The sequence below is a fragment of the Nonomuraea rhizosphaerae genome (assembly GCF_019396405.1).
In the GTDB taxonomy this organism is placed as follows: Bacteria; Actinomycetota; Actinomycetes; order Streptosporangiales; family Streptosporangiaceae; genus Nonomuraea; species Nonomuraea rhizosphaerae.
Genome location: NZ_JAHKRL010000093.1, coordinates 1 through 16,171 on the forward strand (window position 1 = coordinate 1; position 16,171 = coordinate 16,171).

The 16,171-nt window shown below is 71.4% G+C and carries 12 protein-coding genes; 6 read left to right on the forward strand and 6 right to left on the reverse strand.

The features are described 5' to 3' along the window. Together KME77_RS04480 and KME77_RS30190 are read right to left on the reverse strand one after the other, a co-directional pair. The coding region (locus KME77_RS04480; RefSeq protein WP_219462233.1) for an AMP-binding protein at positions 1-440 on the reverse strand (440 nt) is incomplete at its 3' end. Between the two features lie 342 nt (positions 441-782). Further along, complete coding sequence (locus tag KME77_RS30190) at positions 783-3,080, reverse strand: ATP-binding protein (protein ID WP_219462235.1); 2,298 nt, start codon at positions 3,078-3,080, stop codon at positions 783-785. A 155-nt stretch (positions 3,081-3,235) separates the two neighbouring features. On the opposite strand from KME77_RS30190, the gene KME77_RS04490 reads away from it, so the two are divergent. Beyond that, on the forward strand, positions 3,236-5,119 hold the full coding sequence (locus KME77_RS04490) for an ABC transporter ATP-binding protein (RefSeq protein WP_219462237.1): 1,884 nt from the start codon (positions 3,236-3,238) through the stop codon (positions 5,117-5,119). A 68-nt stretch (positions 5,120-5,187) separates the two neighbouring features. On the opposite strand, the gene KME77_RS04495 is transcribed toward KME77_RS04490, so the two are convergent. Both KME77_RS04495 and KME77_RS04500 read right to left on the reverse strand, forming a co-directional pair. Then, positions 5,188-6,624 carry a penicillin-binding transpeptidase domain-containing protein gene (locus tag KME77_RS04495; protein WP_308250547.1) on the reverse strand — a complete coding sequence of 479 codons (1,437 nt, stop codon included), beginning with the start codon at positions 6,622-6,624 and terminating at the stop codon, positions 5,188-5,190. Between the two features lie 81 nt (positions 6,625-6,705). Beyond that, complete coding sequence (locus tag KME77_RS04500) at positions 6,706-7,065, reverse strand: MerR family transcriptional regulator (RefSeq protein ID WP_219462240.1); 360 nt, start codon at positions 7,063-7,065, stop codon at positions 6,706-6,708. A 92-nt stretch (positions 7,066-7,157) separates the two neighbouring features. Here KME77_RS04500 and KME77_RS04505 point away from each other — a divergent pair, with 92 nt between their 5' ends. Then, entirely contained in the window at positions 7,158-8,081 is a 924-nt protein-coding gene (locus tag KME77_RS04505; protein WP_219462241.1) for an aldo/keto reductase, read from the forward strand. Next, the gene (locus KME77_RS04510; protein WP_219462242.1) at positions 8,075-8,245 is read left to right on the forward strand and encodes a hypothetical protein; all 171 of its coding nucleotides are present in this window, start codon (positions 8,075-8,077) and stop codon (positions 8,243-8,245) included. The genes KME77_RS04505 and KME77_RS04510 overlap by 7 nt, the downstream gene beginning before the upstream one ends. 4 nt (positions 8,246-8,249) lie before the next feature. Here KME77_RS04510 and KME77_RS04515 read toward each other — a convergent pair whose 3' ends face one another. Continuing rightward, positions 8,250-8,840: a TetR/AcrR family transcriptional regulator gene (locus KME77_RS04515; protein WP_246609167.1), complete on the reverse strand. Its 591-nt coding sequence runs from the start codon at positions 8,838-8,840 to the stop codon at positions 8,250-8,252. Positions 8,841-8,985: 145 nt separating this feature from the next. On the opposite strand from KME77_RS04515, the gene KME77_RS04520 reads away from it, so the two are divergent. Then, a complete protein-coding gene (locus KME77_RS04520; protein ID WP_219462244.1) occupies positions 8,986-10,302 on the forward strand; it encodes a GH1 family beta-glucosidase in 1,317 nt (438 codons plus the stop codon). A 124-nt stretch (positions 10,303-10,426) separates the two neighbouring features. Here KME77_RS04520 and KME77_RS04525 read toward each other — a convergent pair whose 3' ends face one another. Further along, positions 10,427-11,317: a coiled-coil domain-containing protein gene (locus tag KME77_RS04525; protein WP_219462245.1), complete on the reverse strand. Its 891-nt coding sequence runs from the start codon at positions 11,315-11,317 to the stop codon at positions 10,427-10,429. A 202-nt stretch (positions 11,318-11,519) separates the two neighbouring features. Between KME77_RS04525 and KME77_RS04530 the strand changes: the two genes are divergently transcribed. Both KME77_RS04530 and KME77_RS04535 read left to right on the forward strand, forming a co-directional pair. Further along, the gene (locus KME77_RS04530; RefSeq protein WP_308250548.1) at positions 11,520-14,534 is read left to right on the forward strand and encodes a M14 family metallopeptidase; all 3,015 of its coding nucleotides are present in this window, start codon (positions 11,520-11,522) and stop codon (positions 14,532-14,534) included. 133 nt (positions 14,535-14,667) lie between these two features. Beyond that, positions 14,668-16,101 carry an aldehyde dehydrogenase gene (locus KME77_RS04535; protein ID WP_219462246.1) on the forward strand — a complete coding sequence of 478 codons (1,434 nt, stop codon included), beginning with the start codon at positions 14,668-14,670 and terminating at the stop codon, positions 16,099-16,101. Positions 16,102-16,171: the final 70 nt, after the last annotated feature.

A 16,171-nucleotide genomic window follows, 5' to 3' on the forward strand; every position in this document is an offset into this window, starting at 1 on the left:
CCGAAGTCGATCGTGCCGAGCGCCGGGCCGAACGCGATCACCTGCCTGACCCGCGACTCGTCGGCCGCCAGCGCCCCCGCCCCGGCCACGTCGGGCGTGGTGAGCAGCGTCCTGGCGTCACACTCGCGCAGCAGCTCGGCCACCTCGGGCACGGGCAGCGCCGGGTCGATCGGCGCGGCCACCCCGCCGGCCGCCAGCACCGTGTGGACGGCCAGCGTCTGCGCCCCGGCCGTGGTCACGTGCACACCCACCACCTGGTCGCGCCTGGCCCCGCGCCGCACCAGCCCGGAGGCGGCCCTGGTCACCTCGGTCACCAGCTTGCGGTAGCCGTAGACATGGCCGCCGCTCAGGTCGACGAGCGCCGGCCGGTCGCCTCGCTCGTAGGCCCGGCCGAACACCTCGTGGATGACGGTGCCGGTGGGCGAGACGGTCGGCTTCATGCATGTGAAGGTACGGCGGCCGGAGTGTGCGCAGCATCCACCGATCTGTGTAGACCGATGTGCATCTCCCGGGGCCCGTGGGCGGGCCCGAGCCCTGCGCGGCTCGAGCCCGCTGTCACGCACCCGGAGCAAGACCCCCACCCCTCCGAGGAGGCCCTGCCCCGCTGGGCGCGCGACGCCCCACGGATCGGGCCGCGGGCGCCCCCCGGCATGAGGGGCGGGTCGCGCTGTGCGGCCGATCACATGGAGAACGCTAGGCAAACGATTCGCGCCGCACATGCGTCGAGATGGCCATTCGACGATGTAACCCGCAGGACGTGAAGATGTGTAGAGACGTGCTGCTCAACGGCCGCCGATCACCCATGCGGCGATCTGTGTACGCGTGGAGAACCCCAACTTCGACAGGATGTTGGCTACATGACGCGCGGCCGTGGCCGGGCTGATCACCAGCTCGTCGGCGATGGCCCTGTTGCTCAGCCCCCTGGCCACCAGGTCGGCGATCTCCAGCTCCCTGGCGGTGAGCCTGCTGGCCCGCGCGGCGGGCGTGGCCGGCGCGCCCTCGGCGCGCGGGCCGGGCAGCTCCCCGTCGAGCGCGCAGGAGACGGCCTCGTCCGGCGTCATCGCCGCGCCCTCGCTCCACAGCAGGCTCACCGTCTGCTCGCCCAGCCGGGCCCGCGCCGGGCGCAGGACGTCCTCCGTGCGCGCGTCCGGCCGGCGCCCGCGCAGCGCCACGGAGGCGGAGGCCAGCAGGACCGCCCTCTCGTAGTCGCCCTCGGCCGTGACCAGGCACGACCACGCCTCCAGCCGCCTGGCGATGTCCGCGCGCAGGCCCGCGTCGCGGCTGAGCACCAGCGCCTCCGTCAGCCTGGACCGCGCCTCGGCCAGGTCGCCCTGGTCGAGCGCCACCCGGCCGAGCCCGGACAGGCAGCTGATGATCTGCTGCCTGGCGTCGATGTGGCGCAGCAGGCGCAGGCCCGACTCGTAGTGCCGCTTGGCCGTGGCCGGGTCGCCGGCGCGCCTGGCCACCTGCGCCAGCCCGATGTGGCCGGTGGACTGCCCCCAGTGGTTGTCGAGCCGCTCGCACAGCGCCAGCACCTCCTCGAAGGCGCGCCGCGCCTCGTGCAGGCGGCCCTGGCACAGGCCCAGGTTCGCCCTGGTGCCTTGGGCGAACGACTCCAGGATCGAGTCGCCGCTGCGCCTGGCCGCCTCCAGGGCCAGGTGCAGGGGCTCCTGCTCGCCGGTCGACTGGGCCTGCAGGATCATGCCGACGGCCTCGCCGTACACGTCGCCCGACGATCTGCACAGCTCGACCCCCGTACGCGCGCACCGCGCCGCGGTCGCCAGGTCGCCCTCCAGCACGGCCAGCTCCCCGCGCAGGATCGTGGCCTGGCCGCGCAGCTCCGGCCGTACGCGCGGCGACTCCAGCGCCAGCAGCCGGTCCAGCCGCCCGGTCAGGCCGAGCGGCCGGCCGCTCGCGACGAGCAGGTAACGCATGTCGGTCAGCAGCTTGAGCGCGACCTCCGGGCCGCCGATCGCCATCGACCAGTCCGCCGCCGCGCCGATCTCGGGCTTCAGCCCGTCGAAGAGGTTGACGAACCGCTCCATCACCCCCCACGCCGTGCTCACCCCCGGCGCGACGACGGCCTTGAACTGGGCGCCCATCCTCGCCATCGCCGCCAGGTGCGCGCCGCGCAGCTCCGGCTCGTCGCCGGAGTCGGCGAGCTGCTCCAGCGCGTACTCGCGGACGGTCTCCAGCAGCCGGTAGCGGGCCTCGCCGGCGAGCTGCCCGTCGAGCACGACCAGCGACTTGTCGACCAGGTCGCAGAGCCGGGGCAGCACGTCCTCCACCGGCAGCCCCGGGCCGGCGCACACCCCTTCGGCCAGGTCGAGGGTCCAGCAGGCGCGGAACACCGCGGTGCGCCGCAGCAGCAGCCGCTCCTGCGGGCTGAGCAGCCGGTAGCTCCAGTCGACCGCGGCGCGAAGGGTGCGCTGCCTGGCGGGGGCCGTACGGGCCCCGCCGGCCAGCAGCCGGAAGCGGTCGTCCAGCCGGTCGGCGAGCTGCCTGACCGACAGCACCCTGACCAGGGCGGCGGCCAGCTCGATCGCCAGCGGCAGCCCGTCGAGGGCCCGGCACAGCTCGGCGACCTGCGCCAGCTCCTCGCCGGTCAGCTCGAAACCGGGACGGGCCGCGGTCGCCCTGGCCAGGAACAGGCGTACGGCCTCCGACCGCGCGGGCTCGCCCGCCAGGGAGAGCGGCGGCACCCGCCAGACCGTCTCGCCCGGCATGCGCAGCGGCTCGCGGCTGGTGGCCAGCACCGTCAGCCCGGGGCACGCGCTCAGCAGGTCGCTGCACAGCTCGGCGCACTCGGCGATCACCGGCTCGCAGTTGTCCAGCACCAGCAGCACCCGGCGGCCCGCCAGCGCGTGCCGCGGGTCGCCGGCGATGCCGAGCGCCCCGCGCAGGTGCCCGAGAAGCTGCCCCTTCTCCAGGTCGGCCAGCTCGACCAGCCGCACGCCGCCGGGGAAGCCGGGGGCGACCCGGGCCGCGAGGCGCATGGCGAGACGGGTCTTGCCGATGCCGCCCGCCCCGCACAGGGTCACCGCCCGCGTGACCTCCATCAGGTGGACGAGCTCCTCCACATCGGACTCTCTGCCCACGAAGAGGTTCGGTTCCGCCGGGAGGTGGCTGAGGTCAGCTGAACGCGCCATCACTGTGAGTGTGCCATCAACTACGTCGCGCGCCCAGACCTCAAAATGGGAGGAGAACTGTCGGTCCCCCCGGGCACACTCACTGTATGGCCGATGAACCCCCCGGCACCAATGAGGAATCCCTCGAGCTCGGTGAGGTCGCCGCCTCCGACTGGCACGTGCACGACGACAAGATGGCCGAGGTCGGCTTCCTGGTGATCGCCCGGCGGCTGCCCTCGCTGGTGGCCCAGGCGATGAGCATCGCCTGGCGGGCCAGCCCGCGCGACACGGCGGCGACGGTCACGCTCAACCTGCTCGGCGGCGTGTTCACCGCCTTCGGGCTGCTGGCGACGACCGGCGTGCTGACCGCCCTGTTCAGCGAGGGCCCGACCCCCGACCGGGTGCGGGCCGCCGTCCCCAGCCTGATCATGGTGGCCACCGCCGCCGGGCTGCGCACCGCGATGCAGGCCGGCGCGGGCTGGGCGCAGGCCCGGCTCGACCCGCAGGTGACCCGGCAGATCGAGGAGCGCCTGTACGGGCTGACCAGCCGCGTCGAGCTGGTGGCCTTCGACGACCCCGACTTCCACGACGCGCTCCAGCGGGCCAGGCTGCGCGGCGTGGCCATGGCCGACGCCGTCGTCGCCACGGCCATCGACGTCGTGACGGCCGCGGTGGGCATCGCCGCCGTGGCCGGTGTGCTCGGCGTCCTGCACCCGGTGCTGCTGCCGCTGCTCCTGCTGGCCGTGGTGCCCGACGCCTGGGCCGCGGTCCGCAGCGCGCGCATGCGCTACACGACCATGTACTCCCTCATCCCCGTCATGCGGCGCAAGTGGATCATCGCCGAGCTGCTCGCCGACCGCGACCCCGCCGCCGAGGTCCGCTCGTTCACCATGCGCGGCTTCCTGCTGCGCATGTACGACGCGGTGGCGCGGGCCGAGCAGAAGGTGATGCTCAACCTGGCCAAGCGGCAGATGTGGGCGCGCGTGGTGGGCGAGGCGCTCGGCGGGATCGGCAGCGGCCTGGTCTACGTCGCGCTCGGCCTGCTGCTCGCGCTCGCCGCGATCCCGCTGGCCGTCGCCGGCACCGCCGTCCTGGCGATCAGGCAGGGGCAGTCGTCCCTGGCCAACCTCATGTACGCCACCAACCGCCTGTACGAGGAGGGCCTCTACTTCACCGACTTCCTGGAGTTCTGCGCCGACGCCGAGACCCGGCTGGCGGGCCCGCGCCCGGTCGAGGCGCCGCGCACGTTCGCCCGGATCTCCGTCTCGGACGCCACCTTCACCTACCCCGGCGCCGACGCCCCGGCGCTGCGCGGCGTCTCCGTCGAGATCAAGCACGGCGAGGTCATCGCGTTCGTCGGCGAGAACGGCTCCGGCAAGACCACCCTCGCCAAGATCCTCTCCGGCCTGTACGAGCCCGACAGCGGCACCGTCACCTGGGACGAGATCGACCTGCGCGACGTCGACCCCGAGACGCTGCGGCTGCGCACGGCCGTCATCGCCCAGGACCACACCCGCTGGCCGCTCACCGCCGCCTACAACATCACGATGGGCACCGGCAAGGGCGAGCCCGCCCTCCACGCGGCCGCCGCCGTCGCCGGGGCCGACGAGGTGATCGCCGAGCTGCCCCACGGGTACAAGACGCTGCTCGACCGCCGTTTCAAGGACGGCCATGAGCTGTCCGGCGGCCAGTGGCAGCGCATCGCGGTGGCCCGCGGCTTCCACCGGGACGCGGCGCTGCTGATCTGCGACGAGCCGACGGCCGCGCTGGACGCTCGGGCCGAGCACGCGCTGTTCGAGCGGATCCGCAGCCACTCCGACGGGCGGACGGTGCTGCTGATCACGCACCGGCTGGCCAGCGTGCGTTATGCAGATCGGATCTATGTACTCGACCATGGCAAGATCACTGAGCAGGGCGACCACGACACGCTGATGTCGCTGGACGGCCTGTACGCCGACCTCTACTCCTTGCAGGCGTCGGCCTACCGCTGACCCGCCCGCACCGGCCGCCCCACCCGGCGCTCGCCCCTCGCGGGCTGATGCCGGTCGTCGGCGGGCCGCTACGCCAGGGCGGCCTCCACGACCGAGCGGGCGATCGGGGCGGCGGCGGACGGGGGCGCGTGTTCGAGCACCACCCCCACCGCCACCTCCGGCGAGCCCGCCGGGGCGAAGGCCGTGAACAGGGCGGCGGGCCCGGAGCCGGCGGCCACCCAAAGGCCCGGCAGGGCCGCCGACGAACCCGGGAGGACGGCCGTACCCGGCAGGGCGGACGACGTGTCCGGGAGGGCGGCCGACATTCCCGGCCCGCCCGTGGCCGCCACCGGGGTCATCATCGACGTCAGCGCCCGCGCCGGCTCCGGCGTCATCGCCACCCGGTACCGCACCGGATCGGCGCGGTCGATCAGCGAGCCGTCCGGCAGCCGCACCTCCTCCACCAGGTACGGCCGCATGAGCACCCCCTGGTTGGCGACCGCGGCCGACAGCATGGCGAGCATCAGCGGCGTGACCCGGTCCAGGTGCCGCCCGATGGCCGACAGCGCCGTCCGCGCCCGGTCCATCCCGGCGGGGAACGTGCTCCGCGCCACGGGCAACGGCACGGCGAGGCCCGCGTCGTTGAACCCGAACGCCTCCGCCTGGTCCCGCAGCACGTCCTGCCCCAGTTGCAGCCCGATCCCGGCGAAGGCCGTGTCGCAGGACCCGCGGAACGCCTCCGGCAGCGTGGGCCGCCCGTCGCCGCACCGGCCGCCGGGGGACGGCAGGTCACCGGCGTCGCCGGGCAGCCGCAGCCGGGCGGGCGCCGCCACCCGCGAGGCCGGGGCGTACTCCCCCGACGACAGCGCCGCCGCGGCCGTGACCAGCGTGAACGCCGCCCCGGGCGGGTAGGTCCGCCCGATCGCCCGGTTGACCAGCGGCTCGGCGGGGTCGTCCGCGAGCCGCCGGTCGAGCGCGTCCAGGGCGGCGGGGTCGGTGGTGGTGCGGGCGTCCGGGTCGTACGACGGGTAGCTGGCCATGGCCAGGATCGCGCCGGTCGCCGGGTTGACCGCCACCGCCGCTCCGGGGTGGCCGGCCGATCGCAGCCCCTGGTAGGCGGCCCGCTGGACGCGGTCGGTGATCGTCAGCCTGACGTCGGCGCCGGGCGCCCTGCCGTGCCGGACGATCGACCGTACGCGGACCCTGGGGTCGTGGCCCGAGAGCACGTCGTCCTCGGCCTGCTCGATCCCCGTGTTCCGGTACAGCGACGCCTGCCCCGTCACGGCCGCGTACGCCTCGCCGCCGGCGTAGTGGCGCCGGTAGGCGTACGGCGCGGCCCCGCTCTCGCGGCTGGTGGCGATGGTCGTGCCGTCGTAGGTGAGGATGTCGCCGCGCGGGCGGTCGAACCTGGCGATGACCGAGCGCTCGTTGCGCGCGTCGGAGTTGAGCCCGTGCGACCCGAACGCCTGCACGATCGTGACGTTGGCGAGCAGCGCGAACATCAGGGCCGCGCACACCCTGGCCACGCTCCGCAACGGTACGTCGATCAGTCGCGTCCCAGGTCCGGCCATGCCTCCCGGTCTAGCAACCGGCCGGCCAAGGCAGTGCTAGACGACCGTGCGGTAGTAGGAGATCTTGTTGCGGATGTAGCCCTGGCGCTCGGTCAGGCGGGCGATCTGCTCCCTGACCCGGCCGTCGTGCTCCTCCAGCAGCTTGATGCGGTCGGCGATCGTGTGGTCGCCCTCGCGGACGAGCTCGGCGAAGCGGAGCATCTCGGCGATCGGCATGCCGGTGTCGCGCAGGCACCTGATCGTGCCGAGCCAGCCCACGTCGTCCTCGCTGAACCTGCGCTGGCCGGCGGCGTTGCGTCCGACTGGCTCCAGGAGGCCGATCTTCTCGTAGTAACGCAGAGTGTCCAGGGAGAAGCCGGTCTCCTCGACCACTTCCGCGGGTGTGTAGACGCTCACGGTTCACAGCATCGCACCTGGAGCGCACTCCAGGTCAATCGGGCCGGGCGGCACTTGACATGGAGTGCGCTCCAGCTTCCAGAGTCTGGGCCATGAACTTCGCACTCGGCACGATTCCCTTCGGGACCACCGTCAACGAGAAGGACACCTTCGCCATCCTGGACCGGTTCGCCGAGGCCGGGGGCACGATGCTCGACACGGCCAACAACTACCCGTTCTGGGTGCCTGGGTGCACGGGCGACGAGAGCGAGCGGGCCATCGGCTCCTGGCTCGCGGCGCGCGGCAACCGGGACCGCGTCTTCCTGAGCACCAAGGTCGGCGCGCGACCGGCCGTGCCCGGCGACCTCACGCTGGACTCGGCGGAGGGGCTGTCGGCGGCCGTGATCACCAAGGCTGTGGAGGGCAGCCTGGAGAGATTGCGGACGGACTACATCGATGTGTATTGGTCGCACATCGAGGACCGTTCGGTGCCTGTGGCGGAGACGCTCGGCGCCTTCGACGACCTGCACCATCAGGGGAAGATTCGCAGCTCAGGGGCCAGCAACCTGGCTACATGGCGGGTCGAGCGGGCCAGGAACCTGTCGGCCGCGCGCGGCTGGCTGCCCTACACATATGTACAGGCCCGCCACACCTACCTGCGGCCGCGTCCGCTGACCCGGCTCCCCGAGTCGGGGCACCGGCTGGCGACGGACGAACTGCTGGACTACGTGCGCGACGAGCCGGACATGACGCTGTGGGCGTACAACACGCTGATGTTCGGCGCGTACACCCGTGCCGACCGCGCGATCCCCGACGCCTACGACCATCCGGGCACGACGCGGCGGCTCGCGGTGCTGCGTGAGGTGGCGGGGGAACTTGGCGCGACGCCGAACCAGGTGGTGCTGGCCTGGCTGATGGCCGACGGGGTCGTCCCGATCGTCGGCGTCTCGACGACGGCCCAGCTGGAGGAGGCCATCGGAGCGGCGGACGTGCGCCTGGACGAGGAGCTGCGGGCGCGTATGGACGCGGCGTGCTGAGGAGGTGGCTGCGGCGGGAGCGCTCCCGCGAGGTGGCCAGCGGAAGAGTGGTGCTGGCGGCAGGCGGCCTGTGGCTGGTCGAGGACCTTCCCTCGGCGGCCGGTCGCCGGTGGGAGAGCCCCCGAAGCCACCCCTACCGCCAGCGATCCGCCGGCGGACGGTGAAGCGTCAGGGCAGGTGGTCGGCGAGGTAGCGGCGGACCAGTTGCTTGCACTCCACGATCATGTCCGGGTCTCCGTCGGGGTTCATCCTGAAGGCCAGCTTCAGGACCGCGTCCGTGGCCTCCACCGCCACGAGCAGCGCCCGGTCGAGCCCGTCCCCGACGGGGGCGTCGAGGAGATCCATCGTCAGGGAACGGAGCCGGTCGGCGACCACGACGTTGTTCTCCAACGCCGAGTCGAGCGACCTGTCCGTGCCCTTGACGATGGGACCGCCGGGGGCGATCAGCACCTCGCCGAAGTCGACGACGGCGAACCCGGCGGTGGTCCGTTTCATCGCCACGAACTCGTCGATGGCCAGGTCGACCAGGTCTGTCCAGTGGTCGAGATCGGCCTCGGCGACCCTCTCGGTGAGGCGCTCGGTGATCCGTTGGAGGAAAGCGTCGAGGTTGCGCAGTGCCAGGGCACGTACCAACCCCTGCTTGTCAGAGAAGAACTGGTAGAACGTGCCTATCGGCACCTCGGCCCGGCGCGCGACCTCTTTCGTGGTGAGCGCCTCGTATCCGACCTCGTCGAGCAGATGCGCGCACTCGTCGAGCATCCGTTCGACTCGCTCTACGCTTCGGCGTTGGGCTGGACGCCGGCGCAGGGTACTCGTCATGACCCCCATCTTGGCGTATTACCGCCAGGTAGAGGTCTCCCGATCTTCGCCGTTAACATGAGGCTTACTCAACAGAGGAGCGCGCATGTTCCTGTGGGGCACGGCCACCGCCAGCTACCAGATCGAGGGCGCCGCCGGGGAGGACGGCAAGGGCGCCTCCATCTGGGACACCTTCACCCACGAGCCGGGCCGCGTCCGCGACGGGCACACCGGTGACGTGGCCTGCGACCATTACCACCGCTGGCGCGAGGACGTCGCCCTCCTGGCCGGCCTCGGCGCCGGCGCCTACCGCTTCTCGATCGCCTGGCCGCGCGTCGTCCCCGACGGAAAAGGGGAGACCGAGCCCAGGGGCCTCGACTTCTACGACCGGCTGGTGGACGCGCTGCTGGCCGAGGGGATCACGCCGGTGCCGACGCTGTTCCACTGGGACCTGCCGCAGGCGCTCCAGGACCTCGGCGGCTGGATGAACCGCGACATCTCCCACCACTTCGCCGACTACGCCGCCGTCGTCGCCGACCGCCTGGCCGACCGCGTCGAGATGTGGATCACGCTCAACGAGCCGTTCGTCCACATGGCGTTCGGCTACGGCATGGGCGTCCACGCCCCCGGCCAGGCGCTGCTGCTCGACGCGCTCCCCGTCGCCCACCACCAACTGCTCGGCCACGGCCTGGCCACGCGGGCGCTGCGCGCGGCCGGGGCCCGGCAGGTGCTGATCACCAACAACTGCACACCCGTCTGGCCCGCCTCCGGCTCCGAGGCGGACCTGGCCGCGGCCGACGCCTACGACACCCTGCACAACCGCCTGTTCAACGACCCGGTCCTGCTCGGCGCCTACCCGGACCTGTCGGCGTACGGCACCACCATGAACACCGTCGCCGACTCGCCCCTCGTCCGCGACGGGGACCTCGCGATCATCTCCGCGCCGCTCGACGGCCTGGGCATCAACTACTACAACCCCACCCGTATCGGCGCGCCGACCGAGCCCGGCCTGCCGTGGGCGGATGTGGGCGTCACCGGCTTCCCCACCACCGCGTTCGGCTGGCCGGTCGTCCCCGACGGCCTGCGCGAGCTGCTGACCGGCCTCAAGGAGAGGTACGGGGACAGGCTGCCGCCCGTGTACGTCACCGAGAACGGCTGCTCCCAGGACGACGTCCCCGGCCCGGACGGCGTCGTCGACGACCAGGGACGCATCGCCTTCCTCGACGGCCACGTCCAGGCCGTCGAGCGGGCGGCGGAGCAGGGCGTGGACGTGCGCGGGTACTTCGTGTGGTCGCTGCTGGACAACTTCGAGTGGGCCGAGGGCTACCACCAGCGCTTCGGCCTGGTCCACGTCGACTTCGAGACCGGCCGCCGCACCCCGAAGGCGTCGTACGCCTGGCTGCGCGACCGCCTGAAGGGCTGACCACCGCCATCCGCCGCACTTCGGTGGCGACTCCCGGGAGCGCCAGGAGACCCCGGGAGAGGCGAGCACGTCCCGGAGAGGAGGCCGGGCGTCCCGGACCGGTCGCGGAGTCGCCGGAGCGCCGCTAGAACACCGACACGTGCACGTGGTCGTAGTGGTTGGCCGTGACGCCGCCGCGGTCCGACATCGGGTCCCAGCCACCCCCCGACCGGATGTCGTAGTAGCGCTGCTTCCAGATGATGTACATGACCCCGATGCGCGGCCCGTTCCTGATCAGCCACTCGGCCAGCGCGTCACCGCGGTCCCCGTCGGCCCCGCTCGCCGCCCGCCCGCCGCTCGACATCATGAAGTCGCAGGCCCGCCCCTTGCCGTGCTCGCCGGGGTCACCACGGCGCAGACAGCCGACGCCGTACGGCATCGGGAAGTTCTGCATGATCTCGGCGCGCACCGCGATCATGCGCGGCGTGAGCCCCTCGGAGCCGCCGGGCTGCTGGAAGCCGTACTTGGCGAGCAGCCTCTCGATGTCGCGGCGCTTGCTCTGGAGGGTCTTGATCTCCTTCTTCAGCTTGTTGATCTTGCCGTTGGCGGCCAGCTTGGCCTCCTTCGACTTGTCGATCAACGACTGGATGCTCCGCACCTTGCTGATGCGCTCGTTGGCCAGGTACGTCATGTTCGCCGCCTGCCCCAGCATCATGTACGGCGAGGCGCCGGAGCTGAAGATCTGAGTGCCGTCGAGGGCGCCGGCCATGTAGGTGGTCTGCGCGATCGCGGTGACCTCGGACTTGGCGGCGGCGAGCTTGGCGTCGAGGTCGCTGGAGTTGTCGGTCGCCCGTTTCGCCTGGATCCGGATCTCCTCCAGGCTCTGGATCTGCCCCCGGTAGAGCTCGTTGAGCTGGGACGCCTGTTTGGTGAGTTTGCGCAGCTCAGTCGGGTTGGGGGCGGCGGACGCAGGCAGGGGGAAGACGAACAGTCCCGTAAGAACGATGACGAATACGGCAAAGTGACTGATTCTCACGTCCGTCCTCCCCTCATAGACGGACCGAAACTATAGAAGATGATCTTGAAGTCTGTCATCCGAACGCTCTAACTGACGCCCCTTTGGCGGCTTTTGGCGTGAATTGTCGCCCCTAAGGTCCGGGTAAAAGATTGGGCCTTGCCGAGCCCCTGGCAGGCGGTCTGAGATGGCGGACGATACTCGTCTTGCGAAGGGGCAGACCGTGTCTCGATTACTGACCCTGTCCACGGCCGTCATCCTCGGCCTCAGCACCTCTTTTGTGGCACTGCAGGCCCAGGCCTCGGTGGACCCGCTTCCTCCCCGCGACAGGATCGAGCTGTACGAGCTCGACAGCGCGCCCGGCACGGGGCAGGCGCTCAGGGAGAAGGGCTTCGACGTCGTCCAGCAGGAGGGCCGGTCCGGCCAGGAGCACGTCGAGGTGACCGCCGACCAGACGGACCTCGACGGACTGCGCAAGCTCGGCTACAAGCCGGAGCCCGTACGCAATCCGCAGGGACAGACCCAGTTGGAGGCGGCCAGGGCCCAGGCCGCCGGCGGTTACACCGTCTACCGGTCGTACTCGGAGCCGGGCGGCGTCGCCGACCAGCTCAGGGCGATCGCCAACGCCAACAAGGACATCGTGAAGCTCCAGTCCATCGGCAGGACGCTGAAGGGCCAGGACATCCTCGCGGTCAAGGTCACCACGCTGGCCAGGGTGCTGCCCGACGGCGCCAAGCCGGCCACCCTGTACTCGGCCACGCAGCACGCCCGCGAGTGGATCTCCACGCAGGTGAACCTGCGGCTGCTGAAGCACGTGATCGCCAACAGGTCCGCGCTGCGCGACCTGCTGAACAGGACCGAGCTGTGGTTCCTGCCGGTGGCCAACCCCGACGGCTACGACTTCACCTTCACCGAGGGCAACCGCCTGTGGCGCAAGAACCTGCGCGACGTCAACGGCGACGGCCGGATCACCGTCGGCGACGGCGTCGACCCGAACCGCAACTTCGCCACCAACTTCCACTACGACGAGGAGGGCTCCTCCTCGATCCCGAGCAGCGACACCTACCGCGGCTCCGGGCCCTCCAGCGAGCCCGAGACCAGGGCCATGGACGGGCTGCTGAAGCGGATCAGGTTCAAGGCCCAGGTCAACTACCACTCCTTCGGCCCGCTGCTGCTCTACCCGATGGGCTGGCAGATCGCCACGGAGACCGCCGACAACCCGATCTACGAGGCCATCTCCGGCAACGACGCCAACCCGGCCATCCCGGGCTTCGACCCCGACCTCGGCGCCGAGCTGTACACGACCAACGGCGAGACGACCGACCACGCGCACAGCGCGTACGGCACGCTGGCCTGGACGCCGGAGCTGGACGAGGGCTGTGACGGCTGCGGGTTCGTCTTCCCCGACGACGAGGCGCTGGTGCAGGCGGAGTTCGAGAAGAACATCCCGTTCGCCCTGGACGTGGCCAAGTCGGCGCTCAACTGGTCCGAGCCGGTCAACCACCTCGGCAACACGACGTCCGACTTCGTGCTCGACCCGTTCGAGGTCAGCCACGGCCGGGACCAGGTCGTCCAGGTGAACGCCAAGCGCAAGCTCGGCCCGGTCTTCCTGAACTACCAGGTCAACGGCGGCAGGACGAAGACCGTCGGGACCAGCCAGTGGAACGGCGGCGAGCGCTACGGCAAGGGCTACAACACCTACTACCACTTCATGCGCGGCAAGATCACCGGCACCAGGCCGGGGGACAAGGTCAAGGTCTGGTTCAGCTCGATCGGCAGGAAGAGCGGCGACTTCACCTACCAGGTCTCCACGGACATCGGCGGCAAGGTGCTGGTCCTGGCCACCGAGGACGTCACCGGCCTGAGCCCGGTCCAGGGCGTGACCGAGGCCAAGTACGCCGACGACTACGTAAAGGCGCTGGACGAGGCCGGCTACAGCTCCGACGTCTACGACATGGACAAGATGGGCCGCAAGGCCCCGCACCCGCTCGGCGTGCTCAGCCACTACAAGGCCGTGGTCTGGGAGACCGGCGACGACATCATCCCGAGGTCCGCCGGCCAGGTGGGCGGCACCACGTCCAAGGGCGGCGTGGAGACCGAGCTGGCCGTGCGCGACTACCTCAACGAGGGCGGCAAGCTGCTGCACGCGGGCAAGTACCCGTCGTTCGCGGCCAACAACAACGGCGCCTACTACTACCAGCCCAACCAGCCGGCGCTGCCGGAGTGCGCGGTTCCCGACGACCCGCCCTGCATCCCGATCTTCAACGACTTCCAGCAGTACTACCTGGGCGCCTACGTCTTCTTCGACGACGCGGGCACCGACCACAACACCGGCGACCCGTTCGCGCTGCAGGGCAAGGGCGGCCGCTTCGAGGGCTTCAACGGCACGCTGGAGCCGGCCCACACCAACTCCTACGTCGCGACCTCAGCGATCCTGCCGGCCACCCAGTTCCCGCTGTTCGCCAGCTCGGCCGGCGTCAAGTGGGTGCGGCCCGGCGGCCCGTTCGACCCGCACACCGGCTCCTGGGACGTCTACAGCGGCATCGCCGACGTCTCCTGGAAGCGGCTGACCAAGACCATCGACCTGACCGGGAAGAGCAGCGGCGACCTGTCCTTCTGGGTGTCCCACGACACCGAGGCGGCATGGGACTTCCTCACCGTCGAGGCGCACACGGCCGGCCAGGACGACTGGACGACGCTGCCCGACGTCAACGGCCACACCACCCAGGAGACCGGGGAGAGCTGCGCGGCCGCCAACAGCGGCGGCTGGCGCACCATCCACCCGTTCACGCAGCGCTACCAGGGCCCGAACTGCGAGCCCACCGGCAGCAGCGGCTCCTGGAACGCGGCCAGCGGCAACTCCGGCGGCTGGCAGCAGTGGAAGATCGACCTGACCCCGTACGCGGGCAAGCGGGTCGAGCTGTCGCTGTCGTACATCAGCGACTGGGCCAACCAGGGCGCGGGCGTCTTCCTCGACGACTTCGCCGTCACGCTGGACGGCGCGGTGACGGAGCAGACGTCGTTCGAGGCGGACCTGGGCGGCTGGACCGCGGCGGCTCCGCCGGAGGGCACCTCGCCCTCGGTCAACAACTGGTTCCGCACGGACCAGGTGTTCGAGGAGGGCGCGGGCATCACCACCAGGGACACCGTCTACCTCGGTTTCGGCGCGGAGAGCCTGACGGCGCAGGCGACCCGTACGGACCTGGTCAAGCGGTCGATGAGGCACCTGCTCGGCTGACAGGGGGTTGACAGGCGGGAGGGGCGCGGTCCGAGGGCCGCGCCCCTCTTGCGCGCGTGGACAGAACATGGTTCGGTCAGCTAGAGGTCCGCCCTAAGCAAGCAAGCATTCGGTCAAGCAGGAGGCTCACGACATGCGCCAGCACGACAAGCTGTTCATCGGGGGCGAATGGGTGGCCCCGGCCGGAACCGGAACCATCGACGTCATCTCCCCCCACACCGAGGAGGTCGTGGGCCGGGTGCCCGACGGCACCGCCGAGGACATGGAGCGCGCCGTGGCCGCCGCCCGGCAGGCGTTCGACCACGGGCCGTGGCCCCGCCTGACGTTCGCCGAGCGGGCCGAGGCGATCACCAGGCTGGCCGAGGTCTACGCGGCCAAACAGGGCGAGATGGCCGAGCTGATCACCGAGGAGATGGGCTCGCCGATCACGTTCTCCCAGCTCGCGCAGGCGCCCCAGCCGCTGGGCATGCTGCAGTTCTACGCCGAGTACGGCAGGACCTTCCAGCAGGAGGAGCAGCGGCCGGGCCTGTTCGGGCCGACGACCGTGCGCCGGGAGCCGGTGGGCGTCGTCGCGGCCGTGGTGCCGTGGAACGTGCCGCAGTTCGTCGCGATGACCAAGATCGCGCCCGCACTGCTCGCCGGGTGCGCGATCGTGCTCAAGCCGGCGCCCGAGACGCCGCTGGACTCGTACCTGCTGGCCGAGATGTTCCTGGAGGCCGGGATCCCGCCCGGCGTGCTCAACATCGTGCCCGCGGGCCGCGAGGTCGGCGAGCACCTGGTCTCCCACCCGGGCGTGGACAAGGTGGCCTTCACCGGCTCCACCGCCGCCGGCCGCCGCATCGCCGCCATCTGCGGCGAGCAGCTCAAGCGGGTCAGCCTGGAGCTGGGCGGCAAGTCCGCGGCGATCATCCTCGACGACGCCGACCTCCCCTCCAGCATGGGCATGCTGGCCATCGCCTCGCTGATGAACAACGGTCAGGCGTGCGTCGCGCAGACCCGCATCCTGGCCTCGCAGAACCGCTACGACGAGGTCGTGGAGGCGGTCGCGAACATGGTCACCTCGCAGCCCGTCGGCGACCCCGCCGACCCCGGCACCGGCATCGGCCCGCTGGTCGCCAAGCGGCAGCAGGAGCGCGTCGAGGGCTACATCAAGTCCGGGATGGACGAGGGCGCCAAGGTCGTCGTCGGCGGCCTGGAGCGGCCCATGGACCACGGCTGGTACGTCGCCCCGACCGTCTTCGCCGGGGTCAACAATGACATGCGGATCGCCCGCGAGGAGATCTTCGGCCCGGTCCTGTCGGTGATCCCGTACGAGGACGAGGCCGACGCCATCCGCATCGCCAACGACAGCGACTACGGCCTGGCCGGGACGGTCTGGACCGCCGACGCCGACCACGGCATGGACGTGGCCCGCCAGGTGCGCACCGGCACGTACGGCGTCAACTGCTTCATGCTGGAGGCCAACGCCCCGTTCGGCGGCTACAAGGCCAGCGGCGTCGGCCGCGAGCTGGGCCCCGAGGGGCTCAACAGCTACCTGGAGTACAAGACGATCTCCCGCCTGGGCTGAGCCGGCCGCGGACCGAACGGCCCAACAAACCCGCAGGGCTCCGGCACCTCGTCGTGCCGGAGCCCTGATG

Coding starts and splice junctions, on each gene's coding strand:
- KME77_RS04490 (WP_219462237.1), top strand. CDS start 3,236: ATGGCCGATGAACCCCCCGGCACCAATGAGGAATCCCTCGAGCTCGGT.
- KME77_RS04505 (WP_219462241.1), top strand. CDS start 7,158: ATGAACTTCGCACTCGGCACGATTCCCTTCGGGACCACCGTCAACGAG.
- KME77_RS04515 (WP_246609167.1), bottom strand. CDS start 8,840: ATGCTCGACGAGTGCGCGCATCTGCTCGACGAGGTCGGATACGAGGCG.
- KME77_RS04520 (WP_219462244.1), top strand. CDS start 8,986: ATGTTCCTGTGGGGCACGGCCACCGCCAGCTACCAGATCGAGGGCGCC.
- KME77_RS04535 (WP_219462246.1), top strand. CDS start 14,668: ATGCGCCAGCACGACAAGCTGTTCATCGGGGGCGAATGGGTGGCCCCG.